Origin of the sequence: Rhizobium sp. NXC24 (assembly GCF_002944315.1) — a bacterium.
GTDB lineage: Bacteria > Pseudomonadota > Alphaproteobacteria > Rhizobiales > Rhizobiaceae > Rhizobium.
On sequence record NZ_CP024311.1, the window covers coordinates 3,976,646 to 3,993,849 of the forward strand.

Genomic DNA, 17,204 nt, shown 5'->3' on the forward strand with positions numbered 1-17,204 from the left:
CAAAAGCACGATCCCTGACGATGTCCGGGGATCATGCTGCAAAGAATATACTTGAAAGGAAATGTCGTATGAGCGCCCTGCGCTTTGCTGCCATCGGTCTCAACCACGATCACATCTACGGCCAAGTCAACGTCATGCTGCGGGCCGGTGCGGAACTGGTCGCTTTCCACGCCGTTGAGGACGAGCTTGCGGCCGCATTCTCCGGGCGCTTCCCGCAGGCAAAACGCGTTGCCGACAGACGAGAAATCCTGGAGGACAACTCCATCGCACTGATCGTCAGCGCAGCGATCTCCAGCGAACGCTCGGGCGTCGCGATCGATGCCATGCGGCATGGTAAGGATGTGATGCTCGACAAGCCCGGCATGGTAACGCTGGATCAGCTCGCCGAAGTGCGCAGGGTACAGGCCGAAACCAAGCGCATCGTCTCCATCCTCTATTCCGAACATTTCGAAACCGCCTCGACCGTAAAGGCCGGAGAGTTGGTCAAGGCCGGCGCCATCGGCAAGGTGATCCACACGACCGGCCTCGGGCCGCACCGGCTGCGCAAGCCGACCCGGCCAGATTGGTTCTTCGACCGCGCGCGCTATGGCGGCATCATCACCGACATTGCTTCGCATCAATGCGAGCAATTCCTGTTCTTCGCCGGTTCGCTCGAAGCCGAGGTTCTGTCGGCGACGGTCTCGAACCGCGCCAATCCCGAGACACCCAGCCTGCAGGATTATGGCGATTTCCATGTGCGTACGCCAGACGTCACCGGCTATGTCCGCGTCGACTGGTTCACGCCCGACGGCCTTTCCACCTGGGGCGACGGCCGCCTCTTCATCGTCGGCACGGAAGGCACCATCGAGCTGCGCAAATACATCGACGTCGCCGGCCGCCCCGGCACCGATCACCTGTTCCTGACCGACCGCAAGGGCATACAGCATATCGATTGCAGCGGTGTCGAGCTGCCTTATGGCCGGCAACTGGCTAGCGATATCAGGGACCGCACCGAAACCGCGATGGGACAGGACCATTGCTTCAAGGCCATGGAGCTGGCGCTGAAGGCGCAGGCTCTGGCCGAAGCGACATCGCTCAACAGCGTACAAAGGTAATTTGCACATGTCCGACGTAAAGAAAGTTGCGGTCATCGGTCTCGGTATCGGCCACTCCCATATTGTCGAGGGCTATCTGCCGCATCCAGACCGCTTCGAAGTCGCCGTGCTCTGTGATCTCAACGAAGAGCGCCTGAACGCCACCGGCGACGAATTCGGCATTACGAGGCGCATCAAGGATTTCGTCGAGGTCCTGAACATGCCGGACATCGATATTATCGACATCTGCACGCCGCCGGGCTCGCATTTCGAAATGATCCTGCAGGCGCTTGCCGCCGGCAAGCATGTGGTCTGCGAAAAGCCGCTGGTCGGCTCCCTCGCCGACGTGGACGCAATCATCGCGGCGGAAAAGACGGCAAAGGGCAAGCTGATGCCGATCTTCCAATATCGCTATGGCGACGGTATCCAGAAAGCCAAGCGCATCATCGAGGCCGGCATCGCTGGCAGGCCCTATGTCGCCACCTCTGAAACCCATTGGGTCCGCACGGCGGAATATTACGCCGTTCCCTGGCGCGGCAAATGGGCAACGGAACTCGGCGGCGTGCTGATGACGCATTCGATCCATCTGCACGACATGCTGACCTATCTGATGGGGCCGATCGCCGGCCTTTTCGGCCGCGTCGCCACCCGCGTCAACGATATCGAGGTGGAAGATTGCGCCAGCGCCAGCCTGCTGATGGAGAACGGCGCGCTAGCGACGATCAGCGCGACGCTTGGCTCGCAAGAACAGATCAGCCGCCTGCGCCTCGCTTTCGAAAACGTCCTGATCGAAAGCAACCACGAGCCCTACAGTCCCGGCCAGGACCCTTGGAAAATCGTGCCGGCCAATGACGAGGTCGCTGCAAAGATCGATGCGTTGCTTGCCGATTGGACACCGGTGCCGGTCCGCTTCAACACGCAGATGAAGCTCTTCCATGAGGCGCTGGTTTCCGGCGAACCGCTGCCTGTGACCACGGTCGACGCCCGCCAGGCGCTGGAGCTTGTCACCGCATTCTACGAATCGTCGGAAACGCGCGCCGAAGTCCGCTTTCCAGTCGGCCCGGAAAGCACGAAATATAAGAGCTGGAGGCCGGCATGACGACGGCCCTGCGAGCCATCAGGACGAACAAGGAGGAAGCGCCCATGGCGACAAGCGTCTCGCTGCAGAAGGTCATCAAGCGTTATGGCGAGCTTCAGGTCGTCCACGGCATCGACCTGGAAATCGAGCCCGGTGAATTCGCGGTTTTCGTCGGCCCTTCCGGCTGCGGCAAGTCCACGCTGCTGCGCATGATTGCCGGCCTGGAGCCGATTTCCGGCGGTGCGCTCTACCTCGATGGCAGCCGCATGAACGATGTCCCAGCCTCCAAGCGCGGGATCGCCATGGTGTTCCAATCCTATGCGCTTTATCCGCACATGTCGGTCTACGAGAACCTCGCCTTCGGCCTGGAAACGGCGGGCATGAAGAAGCAGGAGATCCAGCCGCGTGTCGAAAAGGCCGCAGAAATCCTGCAGATCAAGCAGCTCCTGCAGCGCAAGCCGAAGCAGCTCTCCGGCGGCCAGCGCCAGCGCGTCGCCATCGGCCGCGCCATCGTGCGCGAACCGAAGATCTTCCTGTTCGACGAACCGCTCTCCAATCTCGATGCCGAGCTGCGCGTGCAGATGCGCGTCGAGATCGCCCGCCTGCACCAACGGCTCGGCAACACCATGATCTACGTCACCCACGACCAGACGGAAGCCATGACCATGGCCGACAAGATCGTCGTGCTGAATGGCGGCAACATCGAACAGGTCGGCGCCCCGCTCGATCTCTACAACAAGCCGCGGAACAGGTTCGTCGCCGGCTTCATCGGCTCGCCGAAGATGAACTTCCTGGAGGCCAAGATCGTCGCCTCCGACGACGGCTCCGCCGTCATCGACCTTAACGGCCAGACGGTACGCCTGCCGCGGCGGCTGGGCGGCCTCCAGCCCGGACAGCCGGTCACTCTCGGCGCACGCCCGGAGCACCTGAACGTCGGCGATCGCGGCCTGGCGCTCGGCAACGCCCGCGTCGATCTCGTCGAGCACCTCGGCGGCCAGACGATCCTCTACGTCACACTGCAGGGCGGTCAGGCATTGACGGTTGCGCTGGAAGATCAGCAGGCCATCCGCGCGGGCGAAACGGTCAGCATCCATATCGATCCCGAACGTTGTCATCTGTTCGGGCCGGATGGCGTGACGCTGTGACCGGAGCCGCAACACGCGCGGGATTATCTCGCTCCTGGCGGGCGAGAAAGTAAAAACTTAGGATTAGGCGAGGGTTCATCCCTCGTCTAATTCTTAGTTTTTACAAGAGCGGGGGTAGGTATGGACGCAATCAGCCTCCGGCATATCAGCGCAAGAAGCGGCCCCCTCTCTTGCAATTTCAATGGCTTAGAAATTGTGCAAGGTTTTTGAACATGCTGAGTCTCCTGTGCCACAATTCCTAAGCCAGTGAAATTTGCTTTCTCGCCCACTAGGGGCGAGATAGGTTTCCGTATTTGCCACCAGCTTAATCAGACCTCCACGATCCGCCGGCTGCCAATTGCACGGATCTGGCCAGACGGGATGACATCGGCTGGAACACCGTCTCGTCGATGAAGCCTCAACCGCCGGGTCGCCCCCGGCGACAGGTGGAACCAATCGTGCTCCGCCCGATAGGCTTCGAAATCGATCTGCACCGATTGTACCAACCGGTCGCTGCGCAGATCGAGGAACCAATGACCGTCCTGCTGCGTGATGGAGGCCGTGATTTCAGCCGCATGGAAGGCTTTCGTCCTGCCCAGCGGGAAATAGAAGGCTTCTGCGATCAGCGCCCCGGTCTCGCGCGCCGTAAGACGCGCCACCGTGACGTCATGCGACGGCGGGCCGAAGCGGAAGGCATAGGTCGTGTCGAAGAAGGCGCCGAAAAGATCAGTGCAGGCTATCTTTTGCTTGCCGCGAGCCTCGATGGATAATTCCCGCTTGCCGCTGACCACGGTCTGCCGGCCGTCCCGCAGGCAGACCACATCGAGATCGAGGTCAAGGGCGACATCGCCCTCGTTGATGACATGCACATCGAGGCCATTCGTGCCTTCATCGGTGAGCAATACCTGTACCGGCCGGAAGGCGCGGCGGAGCGCATACCATATGGGCTTCGGCTCGCCGGTGGAATCGATCACGCCCCAGCCTGGACCGGGCAGCAGATCCTGCAGGGTCCAGACGAGCGCGCCGTTGCAGCCGGAGCCTTGCCGGCGCCATTCGGCATAGGTCTCTTCCGCGACTTCGCCTGTAACGGCCCGCGACAGATCGAGATAGAGATCCGGATCCTCCCGCCGCAGCCGGTCCGGCTCGAAGCCGTAAAGTTCGCGCAAATAATGGTCGCGCACATCCTCGAAATCCCAGGAAGCACCACGATCGCGCGGCACGCGCTCTTTCCATAGCGGGCTATGGACCGCCGGAACCGGCAGATGCCGTGCCAAAGTCCGGGCCTGCGGCACATGCGCGAAAGCCAGGCTTTCCGCAGCAAAGCGAACATCGGCACGGCGCGCATCGCCAAGCGGCCGCATATAGGCTCCGACGCCGTAATAATGCGTCACGCCCGCATTCGGCGAAAACGGCATAGCGCCGCCCGCAGGAGAATTGACGACATAGGGAACGTCGGGCCGGATGGCCTTGACGACGGCCGGAATGATCTCCTCCACGATCGGGCTTGCCCAAAACCGCTCCGGCAATCCCAGCATCGCCGCCTGCTGATACATCTCGCTCCCACCGCAAAGCACGGCGAGCGAGGGTGACAGGCGCGTGCCGGAAAGAAGCTGCGCCGCCTCCGCTTCGACATGGGCGTTGAATGCCTTGTCGTTCTTCGGATAGTCGAAATTGGCGAACATGAAATCCTGCCAAACCAGCAGGCCGAGTTCGTCGCAGAGGCGGAAAAACTCCGGGGTCTCATAGGCCATGGTGCCGCCAATGCGGACCATGTTCATCCCCGCCTCCGCCGCCAGTCGCAGCCAGGGCTCATAGTCCTCGCGGCCGCCAGGCAGACGGGCAATATCCGCAGTCGTCCAGACGGCGCCGCGGCAGAAGATACGCTCGCCATTGACGACAAGTGCAAAATCCTTACCGTCCGCACCGCGATCGACCGCGAGCCGGCGGAAGCCGGTGCGCCCGAGCGGATATTCAACGCCATCGATGATCAGCGCGACGTCATGAAGACAGGGCGTGCCGTGGGTGTGCGGCCACCATGGCGTCACGCCCGGGATTTTCAGGAATGCGGTGCAGTGGCCGCTATTGTCTTGCACGAATGCCTGTTCGGCGTCGCCACAACGAAGTACAATCTCGCCGACCGGTCCTTCGATGACGAGCGAGGCATAAAGCCGGCCCTCGCCGTACTCCAGCAGGTCCGGACGCAGGGAGAGATCGCGAATGACGGGGCTATGCGGACGCAAAAGCGAAATCGGCCGCCAGGGACCGACCGCGTGAGTTTCCGGGCACCAGCCGGGCATATGGCCGAGCAGCGTCGTGCGCACTAGGCGCAGCCCCTGCGGGGTGATCATCTGCGGTCGCCAGCGGGCTCTGGGGCCAGGTTCGGCAAGCCGCGGCTCCAGCGCGCGGAAGCAGAGCGCCAGCTCATCGCCGCCCAGCAGATGGACGGCGAGTTCATGCGCCTCGAACATGCTTTCGGAGACGAGAATTTTTCTGCCGTTGAGAAAGACTTCGCAAAGCGTTGCCAACCCATCGAGCCGCAGAACCGCATTGCCAGGGTCGGCGTCGACCAATCGGCAAAAATACCAGGCGTCCTTGTCGTTCAGCGGGTGGGGATGCTCGCGATTGAAAAGCCCGGCCTTTTCCAGCGCCCCGGCCACGGTGCCCGGCACCGATGCCGGGATGAAACCGGCCGAAAGCGGCACATCCGAAGGCGAGGCGCAGGCGCCCGCATCCGTCAGAACCAGATTCCATCCTTCGCTCAGCAGCATCTCGCCGCCAAAGCTTGCCAAACGCCCGTGCATTGGATCTCCCGGCTCAAGACATGATCCCAAAAGTGCAAAGCAACTTTTGGATAGGATCATGTGTAACTAAAGCTTTTGTTCAAGCAGCCCCATCATGGAATCCCACGCATCCGCGGCCGGATCAAGGGCCGTCCGCAGCGGCTCGAATTTCTTGCGGGTTATGGCGCGGGCAAGCTGGAACTGCACCGATTTCGCCACTTCCGAAATTCGCCGCGCCTCGCCGGCAGCCGCTGAAAATTCTCCCGACAGCCAGTCGAGATGGCTGCCCGCCAGCTCGAAATTGGCGCCGAGCTGGCGCAGCGTATTGAAGGCATATTTATGGAAAAAGCCGAAGGGCCGCTCGGCCACCGCTTCCACCTGCGCCGGGAAAAGTGCCGCGAAGGCACGGATGGGATTGTCCATGGGACGGCGACGGAAATGGAAGGCCAGAAGTTGCCGGGACGTCTGCCGGACGGCAGCCTCGCCCGGCCCGTTCTCGGGAAACTTCGCGAATTCCGTATAGGGCAGGAAGGGCAGGTCCTCGTCACCCAGATGCAGTTGGAACAGCCCGTCGAAATCCTCGCCCGACAGCCGGAAGAAACCGCCATTATGGAAATAGTCGAGCTCGCGGCCCGCCATATCCAGCCTGTTGATGGCGACGGTTGTCTTGCCGTGCTCGCGGCGGTAACCGACACCCTGGGTGTCCGGCATATAGAAGGAGTCCATCTCCACGAGGCAGAGCCGGCCACGGCCGATCTGCTCGGCGACATGGTGCTGGACCTTGTCGTAGATTGCCAGTTCGGTGCAGCGGATGCCGTAGAGCGCTTCCAGATCTTCGAGCGGCACCTTGAAGAAGGTGAACTGATCCCCCTCGAAATCTTGGCGCACCGTGAAGCCAAGCATGGCTTCCGGCGGCAGCTTCAGGCTCGAAAGCACCTCGATCCAGAGATCGATATAGCAATTGGTTTCCGGCCACATGCGCTCGCTGTCGTGCAGCGCATGTGGCTTATAGGCGGCGGGATCCAGTCCCTGAAAGACGGCAGCCATGGAAGCGATCAGCCCCACAGCGCCTTGCGCACGCTTTCGGGCCATTCCTTGGTATCGAGACCATGGGTGTGGAACAGCGCTAGCGCAATGCGCTCCAGACCGAAGCCGACACAGGCCGTATGGGCGACACTGCCGTCGGCAAAGTTCAGGCCCCATTTCGCGCCGAAAGCGTCCTGGTGATAATTGAAGCTCATGCAGGCGGTCGGTTTGGCGACGGAGGTGATCGGGATCAGCAGCTCGAATTTCAAGTTCTGATCGCGTTGATTGTTGGCGAGCATCTTGCCGGCGCGGCCGAAGAACGGGTCATTGGCGACGTCGATGGTTACCTCAAGGCCGACAGCCTTCATCATCTCGACGCCGCGATCCATCCAGCTCTGGCGGAAATCAGTCACATGCTTTTCGCTGCCCATGCAGACATATTCGCGCATGCGGAACAGTTGCTGGCGAGCCGGATCCTTGGAGGGCTCATGACGGAAGCAATAGGACTGCAGGTCGAAGAGTGCGCCGTCGTCGGACAATGCGCCGCGCTTGGCAACCGTCGGATAGAGCGGATAGCAGGCGGCCGGCGTCAGCACGATATCGGTCGCCTGCTGGTCCTTCGTCCAGTCGTCGCCGACTTCCATGCACTTCAGCAGGCTCATATGGTCGAGTTCGTTGCCGCAGAAGCTGTGCACGGTGCCGGCAAGCTGCGGGAAGCTCTTCATGTAACCACTCTTTTCGAAGAAGGCGCGGTTCATGCCGGGCGGAAACCGGATGGCTTCAGCACCATCGGCGCCGCCGAACTTGTCGATCAGCCGTTCGAAAGCGGAAATGACGTCTTCGAACTGGCCACTGCGGCCATAAAGGCCATCAATGCCGGTGTCGATCAGAAGGCCGGATTCAAAAAGGCGGTCGAGAAACGAGGTCTGCATATCCATGACGGTTACCCTAACAGGCTAGTATCTTGCTTATGGACGAGCAGCATGGTCGACGTATTGCCGAGAATGCGGTCGTTCGAGATCATCAGTTGAGCGGAATGGGCGTCGCGCAGATGGCGGCCGAGGCTGTAGGGCGTGCCGTTCTTGTAGCCCATGATGCCGCAGATCAGCATGGCGTGGTTGATGATCGGCAGGATCATTTCCGACGACGCGATCTTTACGTTGTTCATGGCGACGGCAAAGGCCATCGAGGAGAGCCGGTCGGCATCGGCCTTGGCCTCTTCATAGACTTTCAGACCGGCCACGACATTCGATTTCACCATCTGCAGCAGGCTGGAGACCTCCGCCAGCCGCAACGCGCCGGGCGGCTGCGTGCCGGGCGACTTGCGGGCCGCAGCGCGCACGAAAGCCTGGGCGCGGGCCACCGCATCGGCCGCGATACCGTACCAAACGCCGCTCCAGAGCAGATGCGAGCTTGCCAGCATCGATTGCGCGGCAATTTCGGCAAGCGGTTTCGGCAGGATCTGCATGGCCGGCGCCTCGCCTTTGAAGAGGAAGCCGTCGGAGCAGGTGCCGCGCATGCCGAGCGTGTTCCACTCGACGGTGCGCTCCAGCGTGTATTGATCCCTGAGGAAAACCGTCAGTACCTGGTCGGAAGAGGCCGCCTCGGCATGGCTGCGCGAGGTAATCAGGATCGCATCGGCATGGGCGCCGTAGGAGATGACGGTTGCGTCTTTCTCCAGGAAGCAGCGGTCGCCTTCGACCTTGATGGCGCAGATGCTGTTGCGGAGATTGCCGCCGATGCCGCCTTCCGTCGTCGCCGATGCCAGCAGAAGCTGCTCCTTGGCAATACGGCGCATGAAATCGCAGTGCCAGTCGCTGCCGGCACCGTGCTCGACCAAGCTCGACAGCTTGATCTGATGCATGGCGAAAACCATGGCGCTGGCCGCACAGGCTTGACCAAGGATGGAGCAGAGCTCGGCTATTTCGGTGGTCGAAGCACCCTCGCCGCCAAGATCGGTGGGGATCTGGATCGACAGCAGCCTTTCGGCGCGCATCGCATCCACGGCCTCGCGCGGGAATCGACCTTCGGCGTCGACTGCATCAGCATATTTGCCGGCAATTGCCGCAACGCGCGCGGCGCGCACCGCCGTCGTATCTCCGGCTCCGGCTTCGACCAAAGCGACCGCCACGTTCATCAGGCAACCTTTCGGCTATCCAGGATCATGGCGACCGTCTTTTCGATGGCGACGATGCTGGCAAAGGATTTGCGGTTCAGCAGGTTGTCGGGAAACTCGATGTCGAAAGCTTCTTCGATGCCAAGCATGAGCTGCACCGACGCAAAGGAAGACAGCCCGGCCGCGTAGAGATCGGCATCGTCGGCAATCTGATCCATCGTAACGGGGAGCGCACCAAACTTGGCCAGCAAATCGCGAATCGTCTCATTCATCTGTAGTCCCTCCAGGCAATCGCAAACACGACGGCAGCAACGCCGTCTTATCCTGAGCCGAGAAGTAACAGGTAAAATAGAACATTCCGCTAAGCGACGTGGTAAATATAACCACGCTATACTTAGCAAGAAAATCTTATATTTTAGCTTTATCTAAAAGAAATTTACGGTATTTAAGCCATGTAAGCTGTCGTTTGCAGGGTGATATCTTACAATTCTAAAATATGCAGCGAAGGATGTGCGGAAAAATGGTACTTGGCCGCAAGGTTAATGCGCCAATTTTCCAGCAAAATTCATTTACAAACGCGGCGCCTCAGACATCCTGAAGTAGCTGAAACCGCTCGGGAACAGACTATCCCTCCGGCGGATAGATATGCTCGCCGTCGCGATAGTCCGAGATGGAATAGCAGCCTTCGCCGAGTTCGCGGACGGCTTTTCTGCCGATGTCCGCCTTGCCGTGGCCGCCTGGAATATCGAGGATGTAGGTGGGCTGGCATAGGCCGGAAATGCGGCCGCGCAGCGCCGCGACGATCTTCTGCCCCTCCGCTATCGACAGGCGGAAATGGCTGGTGCCAGGGGCAAGATCGGGGTGATGCAGGTAATAGGGCTTGATCCGCGTCTCGACGAAAGCCTTCATCAGCGCCGCCAGCACATCCGGATCGTCATTGACGCCCTTCAGTAAGACGGACTGGCTGACTAGGACGATACCGGCATCGACAAGCCGCGCGCAGGCGGCGCGCGCCTCGGCGGTCAGCTCGCGCGGATGGTTGGAATGCAGCGCCACATAGACCGTCTTGCCGCTCGCCTTCAGGGCCGCAATCAGCGCTCCTTCGATCTTCAGCGGATCGACGACCGGTACTCGGGTGTGGAATCGGACGATCTTCACATGATCGATATCTGCGAGCGCACTGAGCATCTCCTCCAACCGGCGCGGCGACAGCACCAGCGGATCGCCGCCGGTCAGGATGACCTCCCAGATCTCCCGGTGATCGCGGATATAGGCGAAGGCAGCATCAAGTGCCGCCGCATCAAGTGTTCCAAGTCCCTGCGGCCCGACCATCTCACGGCGGAAACAGAAGCGGCAATAGACCGGGCAGACATGCACGGCCTTCAGCAGCACACGGTCAGGATAGCGATGGACGATGCCGTCGACCGGACTATAGGCATGATCGCCGATCGGATCGGCCCGCTCTTCCGGCGTGACGATGAGTTCGGCCGTGTCGGGTACGAATTGCCGGGCGATGGGGTCGGCGGGATCGCTGCGGTCGATCAGCTTTGCCATGGTGGGCGTCAGCGCGATGGCGTAACGCTCCGCCACCGCCTGTAGGGAAAGAGCCTCGCCGGCATCGATCAGACCGGCCTGTTCGAGGTCGTCGACATTTCTGATCGGGCGCATCACATTCATGAACCGAACTCCGAAACCGGCGCCCAGAGCACCTGTTCGATCCGCGAGGCCCCGGTCGCTAGCATCACCAGCCGGTCGAAGCCGAGCGCTATACCGCTCGCCTCCGGCATGGCTGCGAGAGCTTCAAGAAATTCCTCGTCCAGCGGATAGGTCTCGCCATAGATACGGGCTTTCTCGGCCATCTCGATCTCGAACCGCCGCCGCTGCTCGACGGCATTGGTGAGTTCGCCGAAAGCATTGGCGAGCTCGACACCGCAAGCATAGAGCTCGAAGCGTTCGGCCACCCGATGATCCCTAGCCGAAGGCCGAGCAAGAGCCGCCTCCGAGACCGGATATTCGTCGAGGATCGTCGCCCGGCCGAAGCCGAGATAGGGCTCGACCTTCTCGACCAGCACGCGGCTGAAAAGATCGGGCCAGTGATCGTCGTTTGCAACGCGCATGCCGACACGCCGCATCTCGGCCGCCAGATGCTCACGATCCGTCGAACCGTCGAGACCGATCGAACCGAGCAGGTCGATCCCGGCATAACGTTCGAAGGCCGCAGCGACGCTGATACGCTCCGGTGTGAGGAACGGATCGGTTTCGGCGCCGCGATAGCTGAGTTTCTTTGCCCCCACCGTCTTCGCCGCCAGCGCCAGCAGAGCGGCGCAATCGGCCATCAGCGTCTCATAGGTCTCGCCCGCCCGATACCATTCCAGCATGGTGAATTCCGGATGGTGCAGCGGACCGCGCTCGCGGTTGCGATAAACGTGGGCGAAACAGGCAATGCGCTCCTCGCCGGCAGCCAGCAGCTTCTTGCAGGCGAATTCCGGCGAGGTGTGGAGATAGAAGGGCGCCTTCTGGCCGTCCGTCGTCAGCGCCTCGGTGGCGAAGGCATGAAGATGCGCCTCGTTGCCCGGCGATACTTGCAGCGTTGGCGTGTCGACCTCGATAAAACCGTTGCGGATGAAGAATTCACGCAGCGCCGCCTGGATGGCATTGCGGCCAATCAGGAACGGCCGCCGGTCCGCGTGCACGCTGCGGGTCCACCAGGGGGACGCTTTGCTGCTCGTTGGCTCCATTGCGCGCTTTCTTCTCGGGATCGCCGGGGATGGGGGTGGCTATTTCTGCTGATTTAGGGTACTTGCGCCCCCAAGCAAACAATAGCTGCGTCTCGAGGTGCATTTCGACAGTCCCTCTACGACGCAAAGGGCAGCGTTACAAGGAAGTCTTATGGTCAAGGTCATCGCCTCTTCAGTCCGCAAGGGCAACGTTCTCGATGTCGACGGCAAACTCTACGTCGTTCTCACCGCTCAGAACTTTCATCCGGGCAAGGGCACGCCGGTCACCCAGGTCGACATGCGCCGCATCGTTGACGGCGTGAAGGTGTCCGAGCGCTGGCGCACCACCGAGCAGGTCGAGCGCGCCTTCGTCGAAGACGTGAACTTCCAGTACCTCTACGAAGACGGTGAAGGCTTCCACTTCATGAACCCGGCCACCTACGACCAGGTCGTCGTCGACGTCGAGACCATGGGCGACCAAAAGGCCTATCTCCAGGAAGGCATGACCTGCATCCTGTCGATCCACGAAGGCGTTCCACTGGCACTCGAACTGCCGCGCCATGTCACGCTGGAAATCACCGAGACCGAACCGGTCGTGAAGGGCCAGACGGCATCCTCGTCCTACAAGCCCGCCATGCTGTCGAACGGCGTACGCACCATGGTTCCGCCGCACATCAACGCCGGCACCCGCGTCGTCATCGCCACGGAAGACAACTCCTACGTCGAGCGCGCCAAGGACTGAGGAATCAGCCTATCGTTTCACGGAAAACGCCCTGTCCTCACGGATGGGGCGTTTTTGTTTTGTGCATGATCTCGCATGCTGAGCGAATTCGGGCCTATCTCGCCCGGGCGAGATAGGGCTCCGCCACAAAGCTACCGCGACGGCCCATTCGCCCTCTTGGGGCTTACGTCCGGTACCACCGCCGCCCGCGGCACGACTGCGGCAACGACCTCCTCATGTTGCACCAGCGCCTGAAGATGCAGGACGCGTGGCGACATTGCCTGAAGATAGGCTTCGGACCGGCCGATATAAATCACGGTGGCGTCAGTGAACTCCGTCAGCAACGCCGAGAACTTGGCCTGAATATCCGGCTCCAGCCCTTCCATGACTTCATCGAGGATGATCCATTTCGGTTGCGCCAGCAGCAGATGCGCGAAGGCGAGCGCCTTTTGCTCGTCATTGTCAAGGAGCCGGTCCCAGCGCGCCTGCGTATCGAGCCGGCTCTTCAGGCGGCCGAGGCCGACCTTGTCCATCGCAGCCTCGACGGCGGCATCGTCATAGGTATCCCGATCCTCGGGAAAACTGATCGCTTCGCGTAGCGTACCGCCAGGCACATAGGGCGTGTGCGGCATGAACAGCATGTCTTCCATCAGCGGCAGGCTGATCTTTCCGGAGCCGCAATTCCATTGATGCGCCAGCGATTGGAACAGCAGCCTGCGGTTCACGCCATGGTCGCCGTTGACCATGATGTGCTCGCCGGCGGCAATCGTCACCGTGCCCTCGCGGATACGGAAGCCGTTCTCGATGATATCCTCGCTGGTCTTGGTGGAAATCTCCATATCCGTCCAGACCATTTCACCGGGCGCAGCATGGTCGAAAGCAATGGTATGCGGCATGACCTTGCCGTCATCCATCTCGGTCAGCGCCTGGCGGAAATCGGTGACACGCATCAGCGTGGCGCGCCATTCCGCGATCGGGCCGAAATTGGCGACATACCAGCGCAAGGCGGTATTGACCTGGTTGAAGGCACCGACCGCCACCATCAATTGACCGATGGTCAGCCCGCCGGAGAAATAGGCGGGCGCGGCCACCAGGATCGGAATGATCAGCACCAGCCAGCCATAACCGGCCGAAACCCAGGTGAGATTGGTGTTGGCAATGGCGAGCTGACGGATGACGGCAAGCACGGCGGAAATATCGAGATTGATCCGCCGGCGCTCATTCTCCTCGCCGCCCGCAATGGTGATCGCCGGCATATGCTCGTTGGCATGCATCAGGGCAAAGCGCAGCTCGGCTTCCTTGGAATAGCGGTCGGCATTCAGCCGCACCAGCCGGCGGCCAACGAGCTGGCTCAGGAACGAGGCAGAGCCGGCATAGATGATTGCCGCCCAGACCATGTAGCCGGGAATGGAAAAGCTCATGCCCTTGAAATTGAAGACCATGCCGCTGGACAGCTCCCAGAGCACGCCGATGAAGCTCAGGAGCAGGATGGTCGCCTGTACCAGACCGATCGCAAGGCCCGTCGTGCTTTCGGCAAGATTACGCGCATCCTCGTGCAGCCGCTGGTCCGGATTGACGCCGATCAGGCCGGAGGAGGCCAGACGAAGCGCGCGCTTGGCCTGCAGCCACTGGTCGACGAGATCGCGCGCCAGGCCCTCGCGCATATAAAGCGCGGTCATTTGATTGAGCCATGCCTGCACGACGTTGAGGACCAAAAGCAGGCCGGCAATAATGCCGAAGACGCCGAGCTGATGGAAGAACGCTCCCGTATCGCGCCGCGCCAGCGAATCATAAAACGGCGCATTCCAGTTGTTGAGCAGAACCTGGACATAGGCCGTGACAAGAATAATCGCGAACAAAGCAATCGTAAGAGAAATAATCTTGATGCGTACCGCCGAATTCCAAAAGGCGGAAAACATCATGCGCAGCCGATAGAGAACGCTGAAGTCGTATCCGACCCGGTCCGCTCCCTCATTATTCGGCTTGGCTTGCGTTTCAACTGCCATCAACACTTCCCTGCGACGCACTTAATCCTCAGTTAATCATGACCTGCTCACATGTCCATCCATGCGATACATCAGCGTGATCACGTTCGGTATATACACCGTTTCACGCCTTGAACCGAATTAGACCAAGGGATAGCTTGCGCCCGAAAGATTGATGAAAGCCTTCCAATGCAATTTCAGGGCACCGCGGACTATATCGCCGACAAGGATCTGATGGTCGCCGTCAACGCCGCCATTCGGCTGGAACGACCGCTTTTGGTGAAGGGCGAGCCTGGGACGGGCAAGACGGAACTGGCTCGTCAGGTCGCCGCAGCCCTCGGTCTCGACCTCATCGAGTGGAATATCAAATCGACCACGAAGGCGCAGCAGGGTCTCTACGAGTATGATGCCGTCTCGCGCCTGCGCGACAGCCAGTTGGGCGACGTGCGCGTCAATGACGTCAGGAACTACATCCGCCAAGGCAAGCTCTGGCAGGCATTTACGGCCTCGCAGAAATGCGTGCTGCTGATCGATGAGATCGACAAGGCCGACATCGAATTCCCGAACGATCTGCTGCAGGAACTCGACCGCATGGAGTTCCATGTCTATGAGACCGGCGAAACGATCCGCGCCGCCGTCCGGCCGATCGTCATCATCACCTCGAACAATGAAAAGGAGCTGCCGGATGCTTTCCTGCGCCGCTGCTTCTTCCATTATATCCGCTTCCCCGACGCCGAAACGCTGACGCGCATCGTCGAAGTGCACTATCCCGGCATCAAGCAGACACTGGTGCGGGCGGCCCTCACCCAATTTTTCGAGATCCGCGATGTGCCGGGGCTGAAGAAGAAACCCTCCACCTCCGAAGCGCTCGACTGGATCCGCCTCCTCGTCGCCGACGACGTCGATCCCGCCACGCTGCGCGGCGACGCAAAGAGCGTCTTGCCGAAGCTGCATGGGGCTTTGCTGAAGAACGAGCAGGACGTCCATCTCTTCGAACGCCTTGCTTTCATGGCGCGCGGGCAGGGGAAATGATGCAGCCGGATGCCGTGAAGGTCTTGATCTACGCGCTGAGCGGTCGGCATTTGCTGGTATTCGACGAGCCGGATTTTCCCACCGTCGAACTCCAGGTTCCCGGCGGCACTGTCGAACCCGGCGAAGGCATCGCAACGGCGGCGGCGCGCGAATTCGAGGAGGAAACCGGTTTTGCGCCGGACGAACTCCATCCGCTCGGCATTCATGACTATCGGTTCGAAAAGGATGGGCGCCAGCACCATCACCAACGGCACTATTTCCGCTGCCGCATCTCCGAGACGGCGCCCGCCACCTGGCTTCACTATGAAATGACGCCGTTCGGCGGCGGCGATCCGATTGGCTTCCGTTTCTTCTGGCTGCCGATCGAGGACGCCAGGCTACGCCTCGGCTATGGCATGCAGGCGCTCCTTGGTCATCTGTAGGCGACAACCGACATACGCAACCGCCCGCTTTTCCCGGAAAAGCTTGCCCATTGACCCGCAGGGGCAGCAGGTCTATTGAATTTCTCCCGTGGTGATTTGGCCGGCCGGCTTGCAGCCACGTTAAAAAAGTCGCTAAAGGGCCGCGTGCGGACCGGTAGCGATTCTTATCGCGGCCGGTTTTTTGTTTTTGTCGAGTGATAACGATGCCCATCAAGATTCCCGATACGCTGCCCGCGTTCGAAGCCCTCCAGAGCGAGGGTGTGCGGGTGATGACCGAAACGGTGGCGATCCGGCAGGATATCCGCCCCCTTCAGATCGGGCTTCTCAACCTCATGCCGAACAAGATCAAGACCGAAGTGCAAATGGCGCGCCTTGTCGGCGCCTCGCCCTTGCAGGTGGAATTCTCGCTGATCCGCGTCGGCGGCCACAAGGCCAAGAACACATCGGAAGAGCATCTGCTCGCCTTCTACCAGACTTGGGAGGAGGTGAAGCACCGCAAATACGACGGCTTCATCATTACCGGCGCGCCGATCGAGCTGCTGGATTATGAGGAGGTCACCTACTGGGACGAGATGCAGCAGATCTTCGACTGGACGGCGACCAATGTCCATTCCACAATGAACGTCTGCTGGGGCGCGATGGCGGCTGCCTATCATTTCCATAGGGTGCCGAAATATACGCTGAAGGAAAAAGCCTTCGGGGTCTATCGCCACCAAAACCTGAAGCCGTCCTCGGTCTATCTCAACGGCTTCTCCGATGATTTCGCCATTCCGGTCTCGCGCTGGACGGAAGTGCGCCGTGCCGACATCGAAAAGGTGCCGGGGCTACAGATCCTGATGGACTCCAGCGAGATGGGCGTCTGTCTGGTCCACGAGCAGGCCTGCAACCGGCTCTACATGTTCAATCACGTGGAGTATGATTCCACCTCGCTGGCGGACGAATATTTTCGGGATGTGAACGCGGGCGTGCCGATCAAGATGCCGCACAATTATTTCCCGCATAACGACCCGGAAATCGCGCCGCAGAACCGCTGGCGCAGCCATGCGCATCTGTTCTTCGGCAACTGGATCAACGAGATCTACCAGACCACGCCCTATGATCTCGAGGAGATCGGCCAAGAGAGGTTCTGA

The 17,204-nt window shown here is 60.7% G+C and carries 15 protein-coding genes and 1 riboswitch; of the genes, 7 read left to right on the forward strand and 8 right to left on the reverse strand.

From position 1 onward, the window contains the following. The first annotated feature begins 68 nt into the window (after nucleotides 1-68). From NXC24_RS19510 to ugpC, 3 genes are read left to right on the forward strand one after another with little or no spacing between them, the layout of a single operon-like run. Complete coding sequence (locus NXC24_RS19510) at nucleotides 69-1,094, forward strand: Gfo/Idh/MocA family oxidoreductase (protein WP_104824790.1); 1,026 nt, start codon at nucleotides 69-71, stop codon at nucleotides 1,092-1,094. A 7-nt stretch (nucleotides 1,095-1,101) separates the two neighbouring features. Continuing rightward, a complete protein-coding gene (locus NXC24_RS19515; protein ID WP_104824791.1) occupies nucleotides 1,102-2,172 on the forward strand; it encodes a Gfo/Idh/MocA family oxidoreductase in 1,071 nt (356 codons plus the stop codon). 44 nt (nucleotides 2,173-2,216) lie between these two features. Next, nucleotides 2,217-3,296: a sn-glycerol-3-phosphate ABC transporter ATP-binding protein UgpC gene (gene ugpC / locus NXC24_RS19520; RefSeq protein ID WP_104825267.1), complete on the forward strand. Its 1,080-nt coding sequence runs from the start codon at nucleotides 2,217-2,219 to the stop codon at nucleotides 3,294-3,296. Between the two features lie 308 nt (nucleotides 3,297-3,604). Here the strand turns inward: ugpC and NXC24_RS19525 are convergent, their stop codons facing one another. From NXC24_RS19525 to epmA, 7 genes are all read right to left on the reverse strand, one after another. Next, the gene (locus tag NXC24_RS19525) at nucleotides 3,605-6,076 is read right to left on the reverse strand and encodes a glycoside hydrolase family 2 protein (protein ID WP_104824792.1); all 2,472 of its coding nucleotides are present in this window, start codon (nucleotides 6,074-6,076) and stop codon (nucleotides 3,605-3,607) included. Nucleotides 6,077-6,142: 66 nt separating this feature from the next. After that, nucleotides 6,143-7,102 carry a DUF1839 family protein gene (locus tag NXC24_RS19530; RefSeq protein ID WP_199773589.1) on the reverse strand — a complete coding sequence of 320 codons (960 nt, stop codon included), beginning with the start codon at nucleotides 7,100-7,102 and terminating at the stop codon, nucleotides 6,143-6,145. 8 nt (nucleotides 7,103-7,110) lie between these two features. Then, entirely contained in the window at nucleotides 7,111-8,019 is a 909-nt protein-coding gene (locus NXC24_RS19535) for an amino acid--[acyl-carrier-protein] ligase (RefSeq protein ID WP_104824794.1), read from the reverse strand. Between the two features lie 5 nt (nucleotides 8,020-8,024). Further along, nucleotides 8,025-9,218 carry an acyl-CoA dehydrogenase family protein gene (locus NXC24_RS19540; RefSeq protein WP_104824795.1) on the reverse strand — a complete coding sequence of 398 codons (1,194 nt, stop codon included), beginning with the start codon at nucleotides 9,216-9,218 and terminating at the stop codon, nucleotides 8,025-8,027. Then, nucleotides 9,218-9,469 (reverse strand): acyl carrier protein, encoded by a 252-nt coding sequence (locus NXC24_RS19545; protein ID WP_104824796.1) that lies wholly within the window; start codon nucleotides 9,467-9,469, stop codon nucleotides 9,218-9,220. The genes NXC24_RS19540 and NXC24_RS19545 overlap by 1 nt, the downstream gene beginning before the upstream one ends. Before the next feature lie 352 nt (nucleotides 9,470-9,821). Further along, a complete protein-coding gene (locus tag NXC24_RS19550) occupies nucleotides 9,822-10,874 on the reverse strand; it encodes a lysine-2,3-aminomutase-like protein (RefSeq protein WP_104824797.1) in 1,053 nt (350 codons plus the stop codon). Then, complete coding sequence (epmA, locus tag NXC24_RS19555; protein ID WP_104824798.1) at nucleotides 10,871-11,935, reverse strand: EF-P lysine aminoacylase EpmA; 1,065 nt, start codon at nucleotides 11,933-11,935, stop codon at nucleotides 10,871-10,873. The genes NXC24_RS19550 and epmA overlap by 4 nt, the downstream gene beginning before the upstream one ends. Nucleotides 11,936-12,086: 151 nt before the next feature. On the opposite strand from epmA, the gene efp reads away from it, so the two are divergent. Continuing rightward, entirely contained in the window at nucleotides 12,087-12,656 is a 570-nt protein-coding gene (gene efp / locus NXC24_RS19560) for an elongation factor P (protein ID WP_104824799.1), read from the forward strand. A gap of 131 nt (nucleotides 12,657-12,787) precedes the next feature. On the opposite strand, the gene NXC24_RS19565 is transcribed toward efp, so the two are convergent. Continuing rightward, complete coding sequence (locus NXC24_RS19565) at nucleotides 12,788-14,641, reverse strand: ABC transporter ATP-binding protein/permease (protein WP_104824800.1); 1,854 nt, start codon at nucleotides 14,639-14,641, stop codon at nucleotides 12,788-12,790. Between the two features lie 168 nt (nucleotides 14,642-14,809). Between NXC24_RS19565 and NXC24_RS19570 the strand changes: the two genes are divergently transcribed. From NXC24_RS19570 to metA, 3 genes are all read left to right on the forward strand, one after another. Beyond that, nucleotides 14,810-15,652, forward strand: coding sequence for a MoxR family ATPase (locus tag NXC24_RS19570; protein WP_104824801.1), 843 nt, complete (start codon nucleotides 14,810-14,812; stop codon nucleotides 15,650-15,652). Further along, nucleotides 15,652-16,074, forward strand: a complete 423-nt coding sequence (locus tag NXC24_RS19575; RefSeq protein ID WP_104824802.1) for an NUDIX domain-containing protein — start codon at nucleotides 15,652-15,654, stop codon at nucleotides 16,072-16,074. The genes NXC24_RS19570 and NXC24_RS19575 overlap by 1 nt, the downstream gene beginning before the upstream one ends. A 78-nt stretch (nucleotides 16,075-16,152) precedes the next feature. Continuing rightward, a riboswitch (SAM riboswitch) is annotated at nucleotides 16,153-16,230 on the forward strand. Nucleotides 16,231-16,277: 47 nt separating this feature from the next. Continuing rightward, a complete protein-coding gene (gene metA, locus NXC24_RS19580) occupies nucleotides 16,278-17,204 on the forward strand; it encodes a homoserine O-succinyltransferase (protein WP_104824803.1) in 927 nt (308 codons plus the stop codon).

Excerpts from the sequence above, each read along its gene's own strand:
- NXC24_RS19510 (WP_104824790.1), top strand. The coding sequence starts at position 69 with ATGAGCGCCCTGCGCTTTGCTGCCATCGGTCTCAACCACGATCACATC.
- NXC24_RS19515 (WP_104824791.1), top strand. The coding sequence starts at position 1,102 with ATGTCCGACGTAAAGAAAGTTGCGGTCATCGGTCTCGGTATCGGCCAC.
- ugpC (WP_104825267.1), top strand. The coding sequence starts at position 2,217 with ATGGCGACAAGCGTCTCGCTGCAGAAGGTCATCAAGCGTTATGGCGAG.
- NXC24_RS19525 (WP_104824792.1), bottom strand. The coding sequence starts at position 6,076 with ATGCACGGGCGTTTGGCAAGCTTTGGCGGCGAGATGCTGCTGAGCGAA.
- NXC24_RS19530 (WP_199773589.1), bottom strand. The coding sequence starts at position 7,102 with ATGGCTGCCGTCTTTCAGGGACTGGATCCCGCCGCCTATAAGCCACAT.
- NXC24_RS19535 (WP_104824794.1), bottom strand. The coding sequence starts at position 8,019 with ATGGATATGCAGACCTCGTTTCTCGACCGCCTTTTTGAATCCGGCCTT.
- NXC24_RS19540 (WP_104824795.1), bottom strand. The coding sequence starts at position 9,218 with ATGAACGTGGCGGTCGCTTTGGTCGAAGCCGGAGCCGGAGATACGACG.
- NXC24_RS19545 (WP_104824796.1), bottom strand. The coding sequence starts at position 9,469 with ATGAATGAGACGATTCGCGATTTGCTGGCCAAGTTTGGTGCGCTCCCC.
- NXC24_RS19550 (WP_104824797.1), bottom strand. The coding sequence starts at position 10,874 with ATGAATGTGATGCGCCCGATCAGAAATGTCGACGACCTCGAACAGGCC.
- epmA (WP_104824798.1), bottom strand. The coding sequence starts at position 11,935 with ATGGAGCCAACGAGCAGCAAAGCGTCCCCCTGGTGGACCCGCAGCGTG.
- efp (WP_104824799.1), top strand. The coding sequence starts at position 12,087 with ATGGTCAAGGTCATCGCCTCTTCAGTCCGCAAGGGCAACGTTCTCGAT.
- NXC24_RS19565 (WP_104824800.1), bottom strand. The coding sequence starts at position 14,641 with ATGGCAGTTGAAACGCAAGCCAAGCCGAATAATGAGGGAGCGGACCGG.
- NXC24_RS19570 (WP_104824801.1), top strand. The coding sequence starts at position 14,810 with ATGCAATTTCAGGGCACCGCGGACTATATCGCCGACAAGGATCTGATG.
- NXC24_RS19575 (WP_104824802.1), top strand. The coding sequence starts at position 15,652 with ATGCAGCCGGATGCCGTGAAGGTCTTGATCTACGCGCTGAGCGGTCGG.
- metA (WP_104824803.1), top strand. The coding sequence starts at position 16,278 with ATGCCCATCAAGATTCCCGATACGCTGCCCGCGTTCGAAGCCCTCCAG.